The 15,134-nt window shown below is 59.9% G+C and carries 14 protein-coding genes; 9 read left to right on the forward strand and 5 right to left on the reverse strand.

Annotation, left to right across the window (positions count from 1 at the left end; all coding sequences use genetic code 11):
* Window positions 1-26: 26 nt before the first annotated feature.
* On the reverse strand, window positions 27-470 hold the full coding sequence (locus tag FHT86_RS19970; RefSeq protein ID WP_133708555.1) for a DoxX family protein: 444 nt from the start codon (window positions 468-470) through the stop codon (window positions 27-29).
* Window positions 471-684: 214 nt separating this feature from the next.
* Between FHT86_RS19970 and FHT86_RS19975 the strand changes: the two genes are divergently transcribed.
* Window positions 685-1,392, forward strand: coding sequence for a glutathione binding-like protein (locus FHT86_RS19975; RefSeq protein WP_133708556.1), 708 nt, complete (start codon window positions 685-687; stop codon window positions 1,390-1,392).
* A gap of 65 nt (window positions 1,393-1,457) precedes the next feature.
* Here the strand turns inward: FHT86_RS19975 and FHT86_RS19980 are convergent, their stop codons facing one another.
* From FHT86_RS19980 to groES, 3 genes are all read right to left on the reverse strand, one after another.
* Entirely contained in the window at window positions 1,458-1,964 is a 507-nt protein-coding gene (locus tag FHT86_RS19980) for a hypothetical protein (protein WP_133708642.1), read from the reverse strand.
* Window positions 1,965-2,389: 425 nt separating this feature from the next.
* Window positions 2,390-4,027, reverse strand: coding sequence for a chaperonin GroEL (gene groL, locus FHT86_RS19985; RefSeq protein WP_133708557.1), 1,638 nt, complete (start codon window positions 4,025-4,027; stop codon window positions 2,390-2,392).
* Window positions 4,028-4,102: 75 nt separating this feature from the next.
* Window positions 4,103-4,399: a co-chaperone GroES gene (gene groES / locus FHT86_RS19990; RefSeq protein WP_004109735.1), complete on the reverse strand. Its 297-nt coding sequence runs from the start codon at window positions 4,397-4,399 to the stop codon at window positions 4,103-4,105.
* A gap of 267 nt (window positions 4,400-4,666) precedes the next feature.
* On the opposite strand from groES, the gene FHT86_RS19995 reads away from it, so the two are divergent.
* The 8 genes from FHT86_RS19995 to FHT86_RS20030 all read left to right on the forward strand — a co-directional run bounded on the left by FHT86_RS19995 (window position 4,667) and on the right by FHT86_RS20030 (window position 14,616).
* A complete protein-coding gene (locus FHT86_RS19995; RefSeq protein ID WP_133708558.1) occupies window positions 4,667-5,488 on the forward strand; it encodes a chromate resistance protein ChrB domain-containing protein in 822 nt (273 codons plus the stop codon).
* Window positions 5,464-6,921 (forward strand): chromate efflux transporter, encoded by a 1,458-nt coding sequence (gene chrA / locus FHT86_RS20000; protein ID WP_409527608.1) that lies wholly within the window; start codon window positions 5,464-5,466, stop codon window positions 6,919-6,921. Before FHT86_RS19995 ends, chrA begins: the two co-directional genes overlap by 25 nt.
* Before the next feature lie 104 nt (window positions 6,922-7,025).
* Window positions 7,026-7,874 (forward strand): TIGR01459 family HAD-type hydrolase, encoded by an 849-nt coding sequence (locus FHT86_RS20005; protein ID WP_133708559.1) that lies wholly within the window; start codon window positions 7,026-7,028, stop codon window positions 7,872-7,874.
* A gap of 15 nt (window positions 7,875-7,889) precedes the next feature.
* A complete protein-coding gene (locus FHT86_RS20010; protein ID WP_133708560.1) occupies window positions 7,890-8,873 on the forward strand; it encodes a bifunctional riboflavin kinase/FAD synthetase in 984 nt (327 codons plus the stop codon).
* Between the two features lie 137 nt (window positions 8,874-9,010).
* Complete coding sequence (locus FHT86_RS20015) at window positions 9,011-9,208, forward strand: DUF3311 domain-containing protein (protein WP_133708561.1); 198 nt, start codon at window positions 9,011-9,013, stop codon at window positions 9,206-9,208.
* A complete protein-coding gene (gene mctP / locus FHT86_RS20020) occupies window positions 9,198-10,673 on the forward strand; it encodes a monocarboxylate uptake permease MctP (protein ID WP_133708562.1) in 1,476 nt (491 codons plus the stop codon). Before FHT86_RS20015 ends, mctP begins: the two co-directional genes overlap by 11 nt.
* Before the next feature lie 296 nt (window positions 10,674-10,969).
* Window positions 10,970-13,852 (forward strand): isoleucine--tRNA ligase, encoded by a 2,883-nt coding sequence (gene ileS / locus FHT86_RS20025; RefSeq protein ID WP_133708563.1) that lies wholly within the window; start codon window positions 10,970-10,972, stop codon window positions 13,850-13,852.
* A gap of 134 nt (window positions 13,853-13,986) precedes the next feature.
* The gene (locus FHT86_RS20030; RefSeq protein ID WP_133708564.1) at window positions 13,987-14,616 is read left to right on the forward strand and encodes a hypothetical protein; all 630 of its coding nucleotides are present in this window, start codon (window positions 13,987-13,989) and stop codon (window positions 14,614-14,616) included.
* 39 nt (window positions 14,617-14,655) lie between these two features.
* Here FHT86_RS20030 and FHT86_RS20035 read toward each other — a convergent pair whose 3' ends face one another.
* A complete protein-coding gene (locus FHT86_RS20035; protein WP_133708565.1) occupies window positions 14,656-15,114 on the reverse strand; it encodes a nucleoside deaminase in 459 nt (152 codons plus the stop codon).
* Window positions 15,115-15,134 lie beyond the last annotated feature (20 nt).

Genomic DNA, 15,134 nt, shown 5'->3' on the forward strand with positions numbered 1-15,134 from the left:
TTTTATGCTTGGGAGGTCTTGAACAATCAGGCGACTGCGTAGGCGCCGCGGCGTGCGTCGAGCGAATAGACGCCCGGGCCGTTGGTGGCGAGCATGACGTAGGCGCCGGCGAGCGTGACGTTCTTCAGGAAGTTGACGAAGTTCAGGCCGTTGATCCAGCCGTTGGCAGCGGCCGGGAAATCCGGAACGTTGACGGTCGGCAGGTGGAAGACGACGCCGGTGAAAATGCAGAACAGTGCGAGCAGCCAGCCGACGATGCGGATCTGGAAGCCGATGAGAACGCAGACGCCGGTGACGAATTCGAAGGTGCCGGCGAGGTAGGTAAGAAGTGTGGCGGCGGGCATGCCGGCGCCGGCGATCATACCTGCAGTGCCCGACGGATCGGTGAGCTTGCCGAAGCCGGCGAAGATGAACATGAAGGCGAGCAGGATGCGCGCCACGAGGATGATGATGTTATTGGTGTTGGACATGACTGTCTCCAGTAAAGGTGGTCGGTGCCGTGAGTGACAATTTCTGAGGGCAGTTATTCGCGATTTTGCTGAGATTGAAAAGATAAACAACTGCGCACAATTAGTTCACAATTATTGAACAATCTCTCGCAATCGGCACTCTTCCCATGCGCTCCATATCGGCTATGTTGGCGCGAATTTATTCGCGAGATCATGATCTTCAGAAGGAAGCCCGATGGCCGATTTGTCCTCTTTTCCGATTACCAAGCGCTGGCCCGCCAGCAATTCGGATATTGTCCAGCTCTATTCGCTGCCGACTCCGAATGGCGTCAAGATTTCGATTGCGCTCGAAGAACTCGGTCTTCCCTATGAGGCGCATCTGGTATCTTTCGGCACCAATGACCAGAAATCGCCGGAGTTCGTTTCGCTGAACCCGAACGGCCGCATCCCGGCGATCATCGATCCCAACGGCCCTGACGGTAAGCCGATCGGCCTGTTCGAATCCGGTGCCATCCTCGTCTATCTCGCTGAAAAGACCGGAAAGCTCATGCCCAGAGATGCTGCCGGGCGCTACGAGACATTGCAGTGGGTATTCTTCCAGATGGCCGGCATTGGCCCTATGTTCGGGCAGTTCGGCCACTTCTTCAAATTCGCCGCCGACAAGGTTGCCAACAACTCCTATCCGGTGGAGCGCTATCGCGATGAGGCCAAGCGCCTGCTGAGCGTCTTGGAAAACCGTCTGAAGGGCCGCCAGTGGATCATGGGCGACGAATACACCATCGCCGACATCGCCACTTTCCCGTGGGTTCGCGGCGTCGACGTCTTTTATGGTGGCCGGGAGGTTCTCGAATTCGCAAGTTTCCCCACGGTCATGGATTGGCTCGAACGCGCCATCGCTCGCCCGGCGAGCCAGCGCGGCCTGAATATTCCGAAGCGGGATTGATATCGAGTATTCCTGTACGCGACCCAGGGCCGGTCCGAAAGGATCGGCCTTTTTCGTTCAGGGTGCTATTGCCGGCTCGCCAATTGGCTGCCCGGCTCGAGTTTGAAACGCGGAAACAGGAAGACGCCCACCATGCTGCCGGCGTGTTTTCCTTCAGTGCCGATCGATTCGCCGACGCAGAAGATCGGCTGGCGATGCCCGCCGATGCTGAGCGCCGTGGTGGAGTAGCAGAAGCAGGAAGACGCGGTTGCCGCCTGCTCGAACAGGTCAAGGATGCGGGCGCGGTCATGGGCGTCGTAGCAATGCATCAGACTCAACAGGCCGCATTCCGACGAGGTCAACCCATGCAGCATGGTGCTCCACTGACCAAGCTTGATAATGCCGCTCGATAAATCGCCGGTCCATCCTTCGGAGACGCAGAATTGCGCCAGAAGATCAGGATCATGTCCATCGAACTCCAATGACCCAGGAGCGAAAGGTGCGGCAAGATTGGCTTTGGCGATCTTGAACAAGATATTCCCCAGCTTGAGGCGCGGGTTCCCCTGCGCGCGCTTCAATCGAATTCTATGCATCATTGGATGGAGCGTCGCTCCGCATATTGCACAGCTAAGGACTGGCGAAGCCGCATCTTCGCCGACCCCATCCACACCGGGCGTGCTTCCGGATCGTCAATTCAAAGTATCAAGTCACTTCAAGTAATGATTCTACGCGAGCTATCTATCAAAAAGGTTATGATTATACGGCCGCGGATAAAGCGTGCCGAAAACAAGTAAAATTTATGTGCTCTGCAACAATCCCTCGAAAATCATTGCGCTGCGATTTATAGGGGCTTTTCTGAAAACGGCAATGGGGCAATTTGCGTAAAATTGCACAGTTGCAAAATCTTTTGAAACTTGCACCGCAGCAGGTTCAGCGCAAATGAAAAGGGCGGCCCAAGAGCCGCCCTTCGTCAATTCCGGATGTCGGAATGAACAGTCGTCATAAGGCTGATGCCTTATCACATCATGTCCATGCCGCCCATGCCGCCCATGCCGCCCGGCATAGCCGGAGCGTCCTTCTTCGGCAGCTCGGCGATCATGGCTTCGGTGGTGATCAGCAGCGAGGCAACCGAAGCTGCGTCCTGGAGAGCCGTACGAACGACCTTGACCGGGTCGACGATGCCCATGGCGATCATGTCGCCATAAACGCCCGTCTGAGCGTTGTAGCCCCAGTTGTCTTCGTTCTTGTCGAGGATCTTGCCGACAACGATGGAGGCTTCATCACCAGCGTTTTCAGCGATCTGACGGCAAGGAGCCTGCAAAGCGCGACGGACGATGTTGACGCCGGCTTCCTGATCGTCGTTTTCACCCTTGACGGTGATCTTGACGGAGGAGCGCAGCAGAGCGGTGCCGCCGCCCGGTACGATGCCTTCCTGAACAGCAGCGCGCGTCGCGTTGAGAGCGTCGTCGATGCGGTCCTTCTTTTCCTTGACTTCGACTTCCGTCGAGCCGCCAACGCGGATGACGGCAACGCCACCAGCGAGCTTGGCGAGCCGCTCCTGCAGCTTTTCGCGGTCGTAGTCAGAAGAGGTTTCTTCGATCTGGGCCTTGATCTGGGCAACACGGCCTTCGATGTCGGACTTGGCGCCAGCGCCGTCGACGATCGTGGTGTTTTCCTTGGAGATCGAAACCTTCTTGGAACGGCCGAGCATGTCGAGGGTAACCGACTCCAGCTTGATGCCGAGGTCTTCGGAGATGACAGTGCCGCCCGTCAGGATGGCGATGTCTTCCAGCATGGCCTTGCGGCGGTCGCCGAAGCCCGGAGCCTTGACGGCAGCGATCTTCAGACCACCGCGCAGCTTGTTGACGACGAGCGTTGCAAGAGCTTCGCCTTCGACGTCTTCAGCAATGATGAGGAGCGGCTTACCGGTCTGAACGACGGCTTCGAGAACCGGAAGCATGGCCTGCAGGTTCGAGAGTTTCTTCTCGTGCAGCAGGATGAACGCGTCTTCGAGGTCGGCGATCATCTTTTCCGGGTTGGTTACGAAGTAGGGGCTGAGGTAGCCACGGTCGAACTGCATGCCTTCGACGACTTCGAGTTCGGTTTCGGCGGTCTTGGCTTCTTCAACCGTGATGACGCCTTCGTTGCCGACCTTCTGCATGGCTTCAGCAATATCGAGACCGATCTGCTTTTCGCCGTTTGCCGAGATCGTGCCGACCTGTGCGACTTCTTCCGACGTGTTGATCTTCTTGGCCTTGGCCTGGAGATCCTTGACGACTTCGGCAACGGCGAGATCGATGCCGCGCTTCAGGTCCATCGGGTTCATGCCGGCTGCAACTGCCTTGGCACCTTCGCGAACGATGGCCTGGGCGAGAACGGTTGCGGTCGTGGTGCCATCACCTGCGATATCGTTGGTCTTCGAAGCAACTTCGCGGACCATCTGTGCGCCCATGTTTTCGAACTTGTCTTCGAGTTCGATTTCCTTGGCGACGGTGACACCGTCCTTGGTGATGCGCGGAGCGCCGAACGACTTGTCGATAACGACGTTACGACCCTTCGGGCCGAGCGTGACCTTTACTGCGTCAGCGAGAATGTCGACGCCACGAAGCATCTTTTCGCGGGCGCTGCGGCCGAATTTTACTTCTTTAGCTGCCATGTTTGAAACTCCTGAATTCGCGTTGTCCGGGTTTATGGCCCGTCAGCTTTATCGGAAAAAGGGGAAACGGCCGGATTAGCCGATGATGCCCATGATGTCGGCTTCCTTCATGATCAGAAGGTCTTCGCCGTTGAGCTTGACTTCAGTACCGGACCACTTGCCGAACAGAACGCGATCGCCAACCTTGACGTCGAGTGCTACAACCTTGCCGGATTCATCGCGGGCGCCGGAGCCGACGGCGACGATTTCGCCTTCCTGCGGCTTTTCCTTAGCGGTATCCGGAATGATGATGCCACCCTTGGTCTTTTCTTCCGACTCGACGCGACGAACGACGACACGGTCATGAAGGGGGCGGAAATTGGTGCTTGCCATTGTCTAATCCCTCGATCAAATGACATTCACGGATCAGCGGGGGATCCGTATGGGGCTTTGTTAGCACTCTGCCTTGGCGAGTGCTAACGGACGGTGATTTAGGATTGGGCGTCAAACGAGTCAAGAATGTGTCCGTGAATTTTTTCGAACGGCTCTTCATTGACTCGCTATTGGTTTTGCCGGAAAATCCTGAGCATGGGGTTTGCGGATACCCCACGAGGCGTCACGCCGGAGTTTCGCGTCCATCTCTTTTGGAAGGGACGTAACATGACTTCGTTTAACGCCATCACCCCCGAAAAGCTTCTTCGTCTGCTGGGTACGCCGAAAACGCCCGCGATCCTCGATGTTCGCAGCGCAGATGATTTCGACGCCGATCCCTGTCTGTTGCCGGCCTCGCGCCGCCGGGACTACCAGGATGTCCAGGCCTGGGCCGCCGAATTTCGTGGCCGAAATGTCGTTTGCCTCTGTCAGCACGGCGGTAAGCTCAGCGAAGGCGTCGCCGCCTGGTTGCGGCTGGCCGGTGCTGAGGCGGAAATCCTGGACGGCGGTCTCGACGCCTGGCGGGCAGCGGGATTGCCGCTGATCCCGGTTTCGGTCCTGCCCGAGGCCAACGCGTCCGGCGCAACCGTGTGGGTAACCCGGGCCCGGCCGAAGATCGACCGTATCGCCTGTCCGTGGCTGATCCGCCGCTTCGTAGATCCCGGCGCATCGTTTCTCTTCGTGACGGCTCAGGAAGTCGATGGCGTCGCCGAACGTTTCGGCGCGACGCCCTTCGATGTCGAAGGGGTATTCTGGAGCCATCGCGAGGAGGAATGCACTTTCGATACGATGGTGAAAGAATTCCGGCTCGAACTGCCGGCACTTCACCATCTTTCCCGCATCGTCAGGGGCGCGGATACCAACCGGCTCGACCTCGAGCCGCAGGCGGCCGGCTTGCTTGCCGTTTCGCTCGGCCTGTCGCGCATGTATGCTGACGATCTCGAACAGTTGGATGCAGGCATGTTGTGTTATGACGCGCTTTATCGCTGGGCACGCGACGCGACGCAGGAAAAGCATGATTGGGTATCGCATGGGGCAAGGAAATCGTGAGCGAAACCGTTTTGGCTGACGATCTCGCCCCGAGCCCATCCCTCGGCGAAGCCACACGGGTGTGGGCGCGCATAGGCGTCTTGAGCTTCGGTGGCCCGGCAGGGCAGATCGCGTTGATGCATCGCATGCTGGTCGAGGAGAAGCGCTGGGTCGATGAGGAGCGCTTTCTGCATGCGCTGAGCTATTGCATGCTTCTGCCCGGGCCGGAGGCGCAGCAACTTGCGACCTATATCGGCTGGCTGTTGCATGGCGTGCGCGGCGGCCTGATCGCAGGGCTTCTCTTCATCCTCCCGGGCTTTGCCGTCATCCTGGCGCTGTCGAGCTTCTACGCGCTGTTTCACGATACCAGCCTGCTCACGACCGTCTTTTTCGGCATCAAGGCCGGCGTGCTGGCTATCGTGCTGCAGGCGCTGATCCGGCTGAGCGGCCGGGCGCTGAAGACGCGGTTCCATGTAGCGGTCGCGATCGCAAGCTTCGTTCTGCTCTTCGTCGTCGACCTGCCGTTTCCGCTGGTGGTGCTTTTGGCCGGCATCACGGGCTATGGCCGGGTACTCTACCGCGCTTACCATGATGATCACTGGCGGCCCCGGCTGCCTCGATTCGCGACCGCCGGCATCGGCATTGGAGTTCTGCGAAGTGCCCGTGTGCGGTCTACCATCGTCACCATCCTGTGCTGGCTGGTGATCTGGCAGGCGCCGCTGTTGTTAATCCAAAATATAGACGGCCCGAAGGATATCATCGCCGAAACGCTCAGTGGCGGAACCAATGTCTTCGGCGCCATCTTCTCCTTCTTCTCCCGCATGGCGATTGTTACCTTCGGCGGTGCCTATGCGGTGCTTGCCTATGTGGCTCAAACGGCCGTCCAGCATTACGCATGGCTGCGGCCGGGCGAGATGCTGGACGGTCTGGCGCTGGCGGAGACGACGCCGGGTCCTTTGGTATTGGTCCTCTGTTTCGTCGGTTTCATGGCCGGCTTCCGCAACCCCTTCGGCTTCGATCCCTTGACCGCGGGGTTCCTCGGCGCCAGCTTGGCGGCATGGGCGACCTTCGCACCGAGCTTTCTCTTCATCTTTGCGGGTGCGCCTTACATCGAACGGCTGCGTGGTCACGCCGGCCTGTCGGCGGCTCTTGCGGCCATTACCGCTGCGATTGTCGGGGTCATAGCCAATCTGTCGCTATGGTTCGGTCTGCATGTGCTCTTCGCCGATGTCGGGCGGCTGATCCTTTTGAGCCACCGCGTCAAGATTGAGGGCAGCGACTATGCCAACGTGCCCATCGCCGGTATCGCCTGGCCGGCCTGGGTTACGCTCGATGTGTCGGCGTTGTTGCTTTTCATTCTCGCCATCGTGTTGGTCTTCCGTCATCGGGCAGGGATTGCGACCGTGCTGAGCGTATCGGCCTTAGCCGGTTGTCTGCTGCGCTTCGCCGGCTAAAGCGAATGCGGTCTATGTGCAGTGCAAAAACCTTTGCTCCGCTCTTGTAATTTGCTGGCCGGTTTGCGATGTCACCCCGTGATTTCTTTGACCGCGAGGACTGCATGGGCAAGCGTATCGAAAGCTTTCGCGAGATCGGCAAACTTTATGATGTCGCGCTCTGCGATGTCTGGGGCGTGCTGCACAACGGCGTCTCCGTCTATAAGGAAGCGTCGGTCGCGCTGGAGGCTGCACGCGGCGAGGGGCTCACGATTGTCCTCATCACCAATTCTCCCCGCGTGGCGCCGAAGGTGGTCCAGCAGTTGCGCGAGATCGGCGTTCCCGATAGCGCCTATGATCGCATCGTCACCTCCGGCGACGTCACCCGCCGCCTGATTGCCGAGGGCCCGAAGAAAGTATTTCTGCTCGGCCCCGAGCGCGACATCGCCATCATCGAGGGGCTGGATGTCGAGCGCGTCGAGGCCGAAGAGGCCGAGAGCATTGTCTGTACCGGCTTCTTCGATGACGAGACCGAAACGCCCGATGATTATACCGATATGCTGACAGCTTGGTCGGCCCGTAAAGTGCCGCTGATCTGCGCCAATCCCGATCTCGTCGTCGAGCGTGGCCACCGCATGATCCCTTGCGCCGGCGCCATGGCCGCTTATTACGACCGACTTGGCGGCGAAACGCGAATTGCCGGCAAGCCGCACCAGCCGATCTACGACGCCGCGATCGCTGCCGCGCGCGACGTGCGCGGCGAATTCCCCTTGTCGCGCGCAGTAGCCATCGGAGACGGCATGCCGACCGATGTGCGCGGCGCACTCGATTACGGCCTCGATCTTCTTTATATCAGCCATGGTATCCATGCCCGCGAATATGTCGTCGACGGTCACACCGACGAGGCAGCGCTCGGCGCCTTTCTGGCGCGCGAACAGGCGTCGCCGAAGTGGTGGATGCCGCGCCTTGTTTGAGGGGAGTGGTAGCCGATGACCGTTTTCCATCGCAATGAGACCCGCGAACCGCTGCCGGATAATCTGAAAGGCGGCGTCATCGCCATTGGCAATTTCGATGGCGTGCACCGCGGTCATCAATCCGTGCTCGACCGCGCGCTGGAGATAGCCAAGGAACGCGGCATACCGGCGCTGGTCCTGACCTTCGAGCCGCATCCTCGGACTGTCTTCAGGCCGGATCAGCCGGTTTTCCGCCTGACGCCGGCGCCGTTGAAGGCGCGCATCCTGGAGGCGATCGGCTTCAACGCCGTTATCGAATATCCCTTCGATCGGACCTTCTCGCAGCGTTCCGCCGATGAATTCGTTCATTCCATTCTGATCGACTGGCTGCATGCTTCCGAAGTCGTCACCGGCTTCGATTTCCATTTCGGCCATGACCGCCAGGGCGGTCCGGCCTTCCTGATGAATGCCGGCAGCAAGAATGGTTTCGGCGTAACCCTGATAGATGCCTATCGTGACGAAAACACCGAAGTTGTGTCGTCAAGCCGCATCCGGGCGCTGCTGGTCGAGGGCGAGGTGGCAGAAGCCGCTGGCCTGCTCGGCTATCGCTACACCGTCGAAGCGGAAGTGATCGCCGGCGAAAAACTCGGCCGCTCGCTCGGCTTCCCGACTGCCAATATGCGGCTGCCGCCGGAAGCAGAGCTGAAGGCCGGTATCTATGCCGTACGCTTCCGTGCCGCCGATGGCATCATTCGCGATGCCGTGGCCAGCTATGGCCGGCGCCCGACCGTGACCGACAACGGCGCGGCGCTGCTCGAAACCTTCGTTTTCGACTTCAGCGGTGACCTCTACGGTCAGATCTGCTCAGTCTCCTTCTTCGGCTACCTCCGGCCTGAGTTGAAGTTCGACGGCCTCGACCCGTTGGTGGCGCAGATCAGGAAGGATGAGGAGGAGGCGAGGGGCTTACTTGCCGGCGTGCGACCGCTTGGGGACATCGACCGGTTCATCGCCTTTTCTTGATGTTGCTCAAGGAGTTGTGCGGAGGAAAAGTACCGCATTGCAGCACCTTTTTGCCTTGAGCTGACTACCAGATGAGTTAATCCTTTCAGGTGATGAGGCGCGGAGTCGCCGCACCCAATCTCCGAAAGGCGCACGAAATGGATAAAGGCTTTGGAACGGCGGCCTGCTGGCTGCTCGTCATTCCCTATATCGGCCTGCTCTGGGTCCCCTTCTACAACAGCCATGACCCGGTCTTCCTGGGTTTTCCCTTCTTCTATTGGTATCAGCTCGCCTGGGTGCCGATTACTGCTTTCCTGACCTGGATCGCCTATCGGAGCATGCGCCATGACGACTGAAATCGACACGACCGCGCTTGCCGTCTTCATCTTCTTTTTCGCCCTCGTCACCGTCATGGGTTTTATCGCCGCGCGCTGGCGCAGGCCGAAGACCCTTGCCCATATCGACGAATGGGGCCTCGGGGGGCGCACTTTCGGCACCTGGATTACCTGGTTCCTCGTCGGCGGCGACTTCTATACCGCCTACACGGTGATTGCGGTACCGGCCCTGGTATACACGGTCGGCGCCTATGGCTTCTTTGCTCTGCCCTATACGATCGTCGTCTATCCCTTCGTCTTCATGGTGATGCCGGTTCTCTGGAAGCGCGCGAAGGACAACGGTTACGTCACGGCGGGCGATGTCGTGCATGGTCAATACGGCTTGCGGGCGCTCGAATTGGCGGTGGCGATCACCGGCGTCATCGCGACAATGCCCTATATTGCGCTGCAGCTTGTCGGCATGACGGCAGTCTTCAAGGCTCTGGGGCTTCATGGCGAACTCCCACTCGCCGTCGCCTTCATCGTCCTGGCGCTCTACACCTATTCGGCCGGTCTTCGCGCGCCGGCGTTGATCGCCTTCGTCAAGGACATCATGATCTACATCGTGGTGATTGCCGCCATCGCCCTCATCCCCTTAAAGCTCGGCGGTTACGCCAATGTCTTTGCCGCGGCCGATGCCGCGTTCCAGGCCAAAGGGTCAGGCGGTCTGCTGCTGGCCGGCAACCAATACGTCGCCTATGCAACCCTGGCACTCGGCTCGGCTCTCGCTGCCTTCATGTATCCGCATACGCTGACGGGTATTTTTGCTTCCAACAGCGGCAAGACTATCCGTAAGAATGCCGTGCTGTTGCCGGCCTACACGCTGCTGCTCGGCCTGCTGGCGTTGCTCGGCTATATGGGCCATGCGGCACATCTGACGCTGGAAAGCCCCAATGATGTCGTGCCGGCACTTTTCCAGGCGCTGTTCTCGAGCTGGTTTGCCGGCTTCGCCTATGCGGCCATCGCGATCGGCGCGCTGGTTCCTGCCGCCGTGATGAGCATTGGCGCGGCCAATCTCTTCACCCGCAATTTCTGGAGGGCCTATGTCAACACGCAGGTCACCGACGAGGGCGAGGCCAAGGTGGCAAAGGTGACGTCACTCGTCGTCAAGATCGGCGCGTTGCTCGTTATTCTGTTCCTGCCGACCCAATTCGCGCTCGATCTGCAGTTGCTGGGCGGTATCTGGATTCTGCAAACGCTGCCGGCGCTGGTCTTCGGTCTCTATTCCAACTGGTTCCGTGGACCCGCGCTGCTTGTCGGCTGGTTCGTCGGCTTCTTCGGCGGCACCTACCTCGTCTGGATCAATGGGCTGAAACCGCTGCAGGCGATCAGCCTCGGCGGAGCGCCGTTTACGGTCTACATCGGCCTGCTGGCGCTTGTCGCCAATATCGTCGTCGCTGTGATCGTGAACGCGGTCACGCCGGTACGGGCACCGGCAGAGGCCTGATTGGATCGGCTCCGATTGGCCGCGGGCGGAAACGTCCGCGGCTTTTCTGTGCCTTGCGGCGGCTGATCCCTCTTCCTTTCCATGCAAAAAGCGCTTATGAACCGCCAACTATGACCCAATTTCGGCTGAGCCCATCGATACGAATTATTGGCCCGGCCTTCCGCGCGCTTTAAGCTGCCGGAAGGTCCGGGTTTTTGGCGCCTGTTCCCGAGGCGCTTTCCGCCGCCGAAAAATCCCCATATGGCTGCGCCTTTCCGGCGCAAAACGCCCGAGACGCCGAGGCAATTGTCAGAACAATGACCGATACCGCTGAAAAGATCGACTATTCGAAAACCCTTTACCTGCCCGAGACCGACTTTCCGATGCGCGCCGGCCTGCCGCAGAAGGAGCCGGAGCTTGTCAAGCGCTGGCAGGAGATGAGCCTCTACAAGAAGCTGCGTGCTTCCGCCGCCGGCCGCGAAAAATTCGTGCTGCATGACGGCCCGCCCTATGCCAATGGCAACATCCATATCGGCCACGCGCTGAACAAGATCCTGAAGGACGTCATCACCCGCTCGTTCCAGATGCGCGGCTATGACAGCAACTACGTTCCGGGCTGGGACTGCCACGGTCTGCCGATCGAATGGAAGATCGAGGAAAAATACCGCGAGAAGGGCAAGAACAAGGACGAGGTTCCGGTCAACGAATTCCGTCAGGAATGCCGTGACTTCGCTGCCGGCTGGATCAAGATCCAGTCCGAGGAATTCAAACGCCTCGGCATAACAGGCGATTTCGACAATCCGTATCTGACGATGAATTTTCACGCGGAATCCCGCATCGCCGGCGAGCTCCTGAAGATTGCCCGCAGCGGCCAGCTCTATCGCGGCTCCAAGCCGATCATGTGGTCGGTGGTCGAGCGTACGGCGCTGGCGGAAGCCGAAGTCGAGTATGCCGACGTCGAGAGCGACATGATCTGGGTAAAGTTCCCTGTCGTCGAAGGTCCGGCCGCGCTCGCCGATGCCTTCGTCGTCATCTGGACCACGACCCCCTGGACGATCCCCGGCAACCGCGCGATCTCCTATTCGTCGCGGGTTTCCTACGGCCTTTACGAAGTGACGGAAGCCGCCAACGATTTCGGCCCGCGTCCGGGCGAAAAGCTGATCTTCGCCGACAAGCTTGCCGAGGAATCCTTCGCCAAGGCGAAGTTGCAGTTCAAGCGTCTGCGCGACGTGACCGCCGACGAACTCGGTGCGAGCACCTGCGCCCATCCGCTGGCTTCGCTTGGCTACGACTTCAAGGTCCCGTTGCTGGACGGCGATCACGTTACCGACGATGCCGGCACCGGTTTCGTGCACACCTCGCCCAGCCACGGCCGCGAGGACTTTGACGCCTGGACGACCCATTCCCGCCTGCTTGAAGCCCGTGGGATCTCGACCCGTATCCCGTTCCCGGTCGATGATGCCGGCTTCTACACGGCCGATGCACCCGGCTTCGAAGGCGGCCGCGTCATGGACGACAACGGCAAGAAGGGCAATGCCAATGACCTGGTCATCAAGGCTTTGATCGAGACGAACACGCTCTTCGCGCGCGGTCGGCTGAAGCATTCCTATCCGCATTCCTGGCGCTCGAAGAAGCCGGTGATCTTCCGCAACACACCGCAATGGTTCGTCTATATGGACAAGGACCTTGCCGACGGCACGACGCTGCGTTCGCGCTCCCTGAAGGCGATCGACGATACGCGTTTCGTGCCGGCTGCCGGTCAGAACCGCCTGCGCGCCATGATCGAACAGCGCCCGGACTGGGTTCTGTCGCGCCAGCGTGCCTGGGGCGTGCCGATCTGCATCTTCGTTGATGAAGAGGGCCAGATCCTGCAGGACGACGGCGTCAACGCCCGCATTCTCGAAGCCTTCGACAAGGAAGGCGCCGATGCTTGGTTCGCCGATGGCGCGCGTGAACGCTTCCTGGGCGAAAAGGCCAACGAGCCGTGGACGCAGATCATGGATATCCTCGATGTCTGGTTCGACTCGGGCTCGACCCACACCTTCACGCTGGAAGACCGTCCGGACCTGAAATGGCCGGCGGACGTCTATCTCGAAGGCTCCGACCAGCACCGCGGTTGGTTCCATTCGTCGTTGCTCGAAAGCGCCGCGACGCGTGGGCGTGCGCCTTACGACACGGTGGTCACGCATGGCTTCACCATGGACGAGCAGGGCCGCAAGCAGTCGAAGTCGCTCGGCAACGTCGTCGCCCCGCAGGACGTGATGAAGGACGCTGGCGCCGATATTCTGCGCCTCTGGGTCATGACCACGGATTATTGGGAAGACCAGCGCCTCGGCAAGGCCATCATCCAGACCAACGTCGATGCTTATCGCAAGCTGCGCAACACCATCCGTTGGATGCTCGGCACGCTGGCGCATGATAAGGGCGAAGTCATCGCCTATGCCGACATGCCGGAGCTGGAGCGGCTGATGCTGCATCGTCTCGCCGAACTCGACGAGCTGGTGCGCGAAAGCTACGACGCCTTCGACTTCAAGCGCATCGCCCGCGCGCTCATCGATTTCGCCAATGTCGAGCTCTCGGCCTTCTATTTCGATGTCCGCAAGGATGCGCTTTACTGCGATGCACCGTCGAGCCTGCGCCGCCGCGCCTCGCTCGCGGTCATCCGCACGATCTTCGATTGCATGGTGACATGGCTGGCGCCGATGCTGCCGTTCACGACGGAAGAAGCCTGGTTGTCGCGCAACCCGTCGGCAGTTTCCGTGCATCTCGAACAGTTCCCCGTTGTTCCCTTGGAATGGAAGAACGAGGCCTTGGCCGAGAAATGGAAGAAGATCCGTGCGGTGCGCAGCGTCGTCACCGGCGCTCTCGAGATCGAGCGCAAGGACAAGCGTATCGGCTCCTCCTTGGAAGCCGCACCGGCTGTCTATATTGCCGATCCGGAGCTGCTGAAGGTACTGGATGGCCAGGATTTCGCAGAAATCTGCATCACCTCCGACATCACCATCCATGGTGGCGAAGGCCCGGCCGATGCCTTCCGCCAGGATGACGCCGCCAAGGTGAGTGTCGTGCCGAAGCTGGCCGAAGGCCGCAAGTGTGCCCGCTCCTGGCGCATCACCACCGACGTCGGTTCCGATCCGGAATATCCCGACGTCTCGGCGCGTGATGCGGCTGCACTGCGCGAGTTGATGGCCATCAACTGAAGAAAATTACCGGATGAATTGCCTTTGCGGCGTTCATCCGGTAAAAGCTGCCTGAAAATGGCCCGATTTTTGCGGCAGATGGCTTGAATTGGGGTTCTGCGATAGTTGTACCGGCATGGCTGGGAAGGGTTTTCATGAGAGCGATGCATAGGGTTCGTGTCGGCGTCAGCTTGGCGGCACTCTTGATTGGCTGCGGTCTGATGTCCGGCTGCATGAGCAGCCCACGCTACGGCACGGATAAGACCGCCGGCGAGCAGCTCTTCGACGATATCAGCGACATCGCGTCAGTTTCGGCCGTCACGCCAAAGGACAAGGGTGTCAAGTATCCGAACCGTCCTGGCCTGGTTCTTCCAGCCGAGAAGGATAGGGAAAGCCTGACTGCACCGCAGCAGTCGCTGGCGAGCAAGGACAATCCGGCCTGGGTGGAATCACCGGAAGACGCGCGTAAGCGCCTGGCCGACGAAGCCGATCAGAACAAGAACGACGTCAACTATCGCTCGCCGCTTGCGCAGGCCGATAGCGGCCGCAATCGCGTGACCGAGGCGCAGCAAACGGCTGCTTATCGCGCCGCACGACAGGATCAGGACGGCACCTATATCGACCAGCGCCGCTACCTGATCGACCCGCCGCAGCAATACCGTCAGGTTTCCGATCAGGCTGCGCTGAACGATCTCGGTACGCCCGAGAGCAAGAAGGAAAAGCAGCGCAAGAAGGACGCCGAGGCCGCGCAGCAGACAAGTAGCTGGTGGAAGCCGTTCCAGTAAGTCTTTTCTAGCTGAAGCGGCGGCCAAGTCCGCCGCTTTTTAGTCTTCCATGCGCTTTTGCAGGAAGAATTCCCTGAGAATATCAGCCGCATCCTGTTCGGCCATGCCGGAATAGACCTCCGGCACGTGATGGCAGGTCGGCTGGCGATAGAAGCGCACGCCATTGTCCACTCCGCCGCCTTTCGGATCTTCCGCGCCGTAGTAGAGGCGGCGGATGCGGGCAAACGAGATGGCGGCCGTGCACATGGTGCACGGTTCCAGCGTCACATAAAGATCGGCACCCGTCAGCCGCTCCTGGCCAAGCGCCTCGCAGGCCATGCGGATCACAGTGATTTCGGCATGCGCGGTGACGTCGTTGAGTTCGCGGGTGCGGTTGCCGGCCTTGGCGATGACGGCGTTGTCGAGCACGAGGACTGCTCCGATAGGCACTTCACCACGCGCCCCGGCGCTCTGCGCTTCGGCGAGCGCCAGCTCCATGAAGTGATTTGTATTCATCATTTAAGATTTTCCACTTAACC

Origin of the sequence: Rhizobium sp. BK313 (assembly GCF_014193655.1) — a bacterium.
In the GTDB taxonomy this organism is placed as follows: Bacteria; Pseudomonadota; Alphaproteobacteria; order Rhizobiales; family Rhizobiaceae; genus Rhizobium.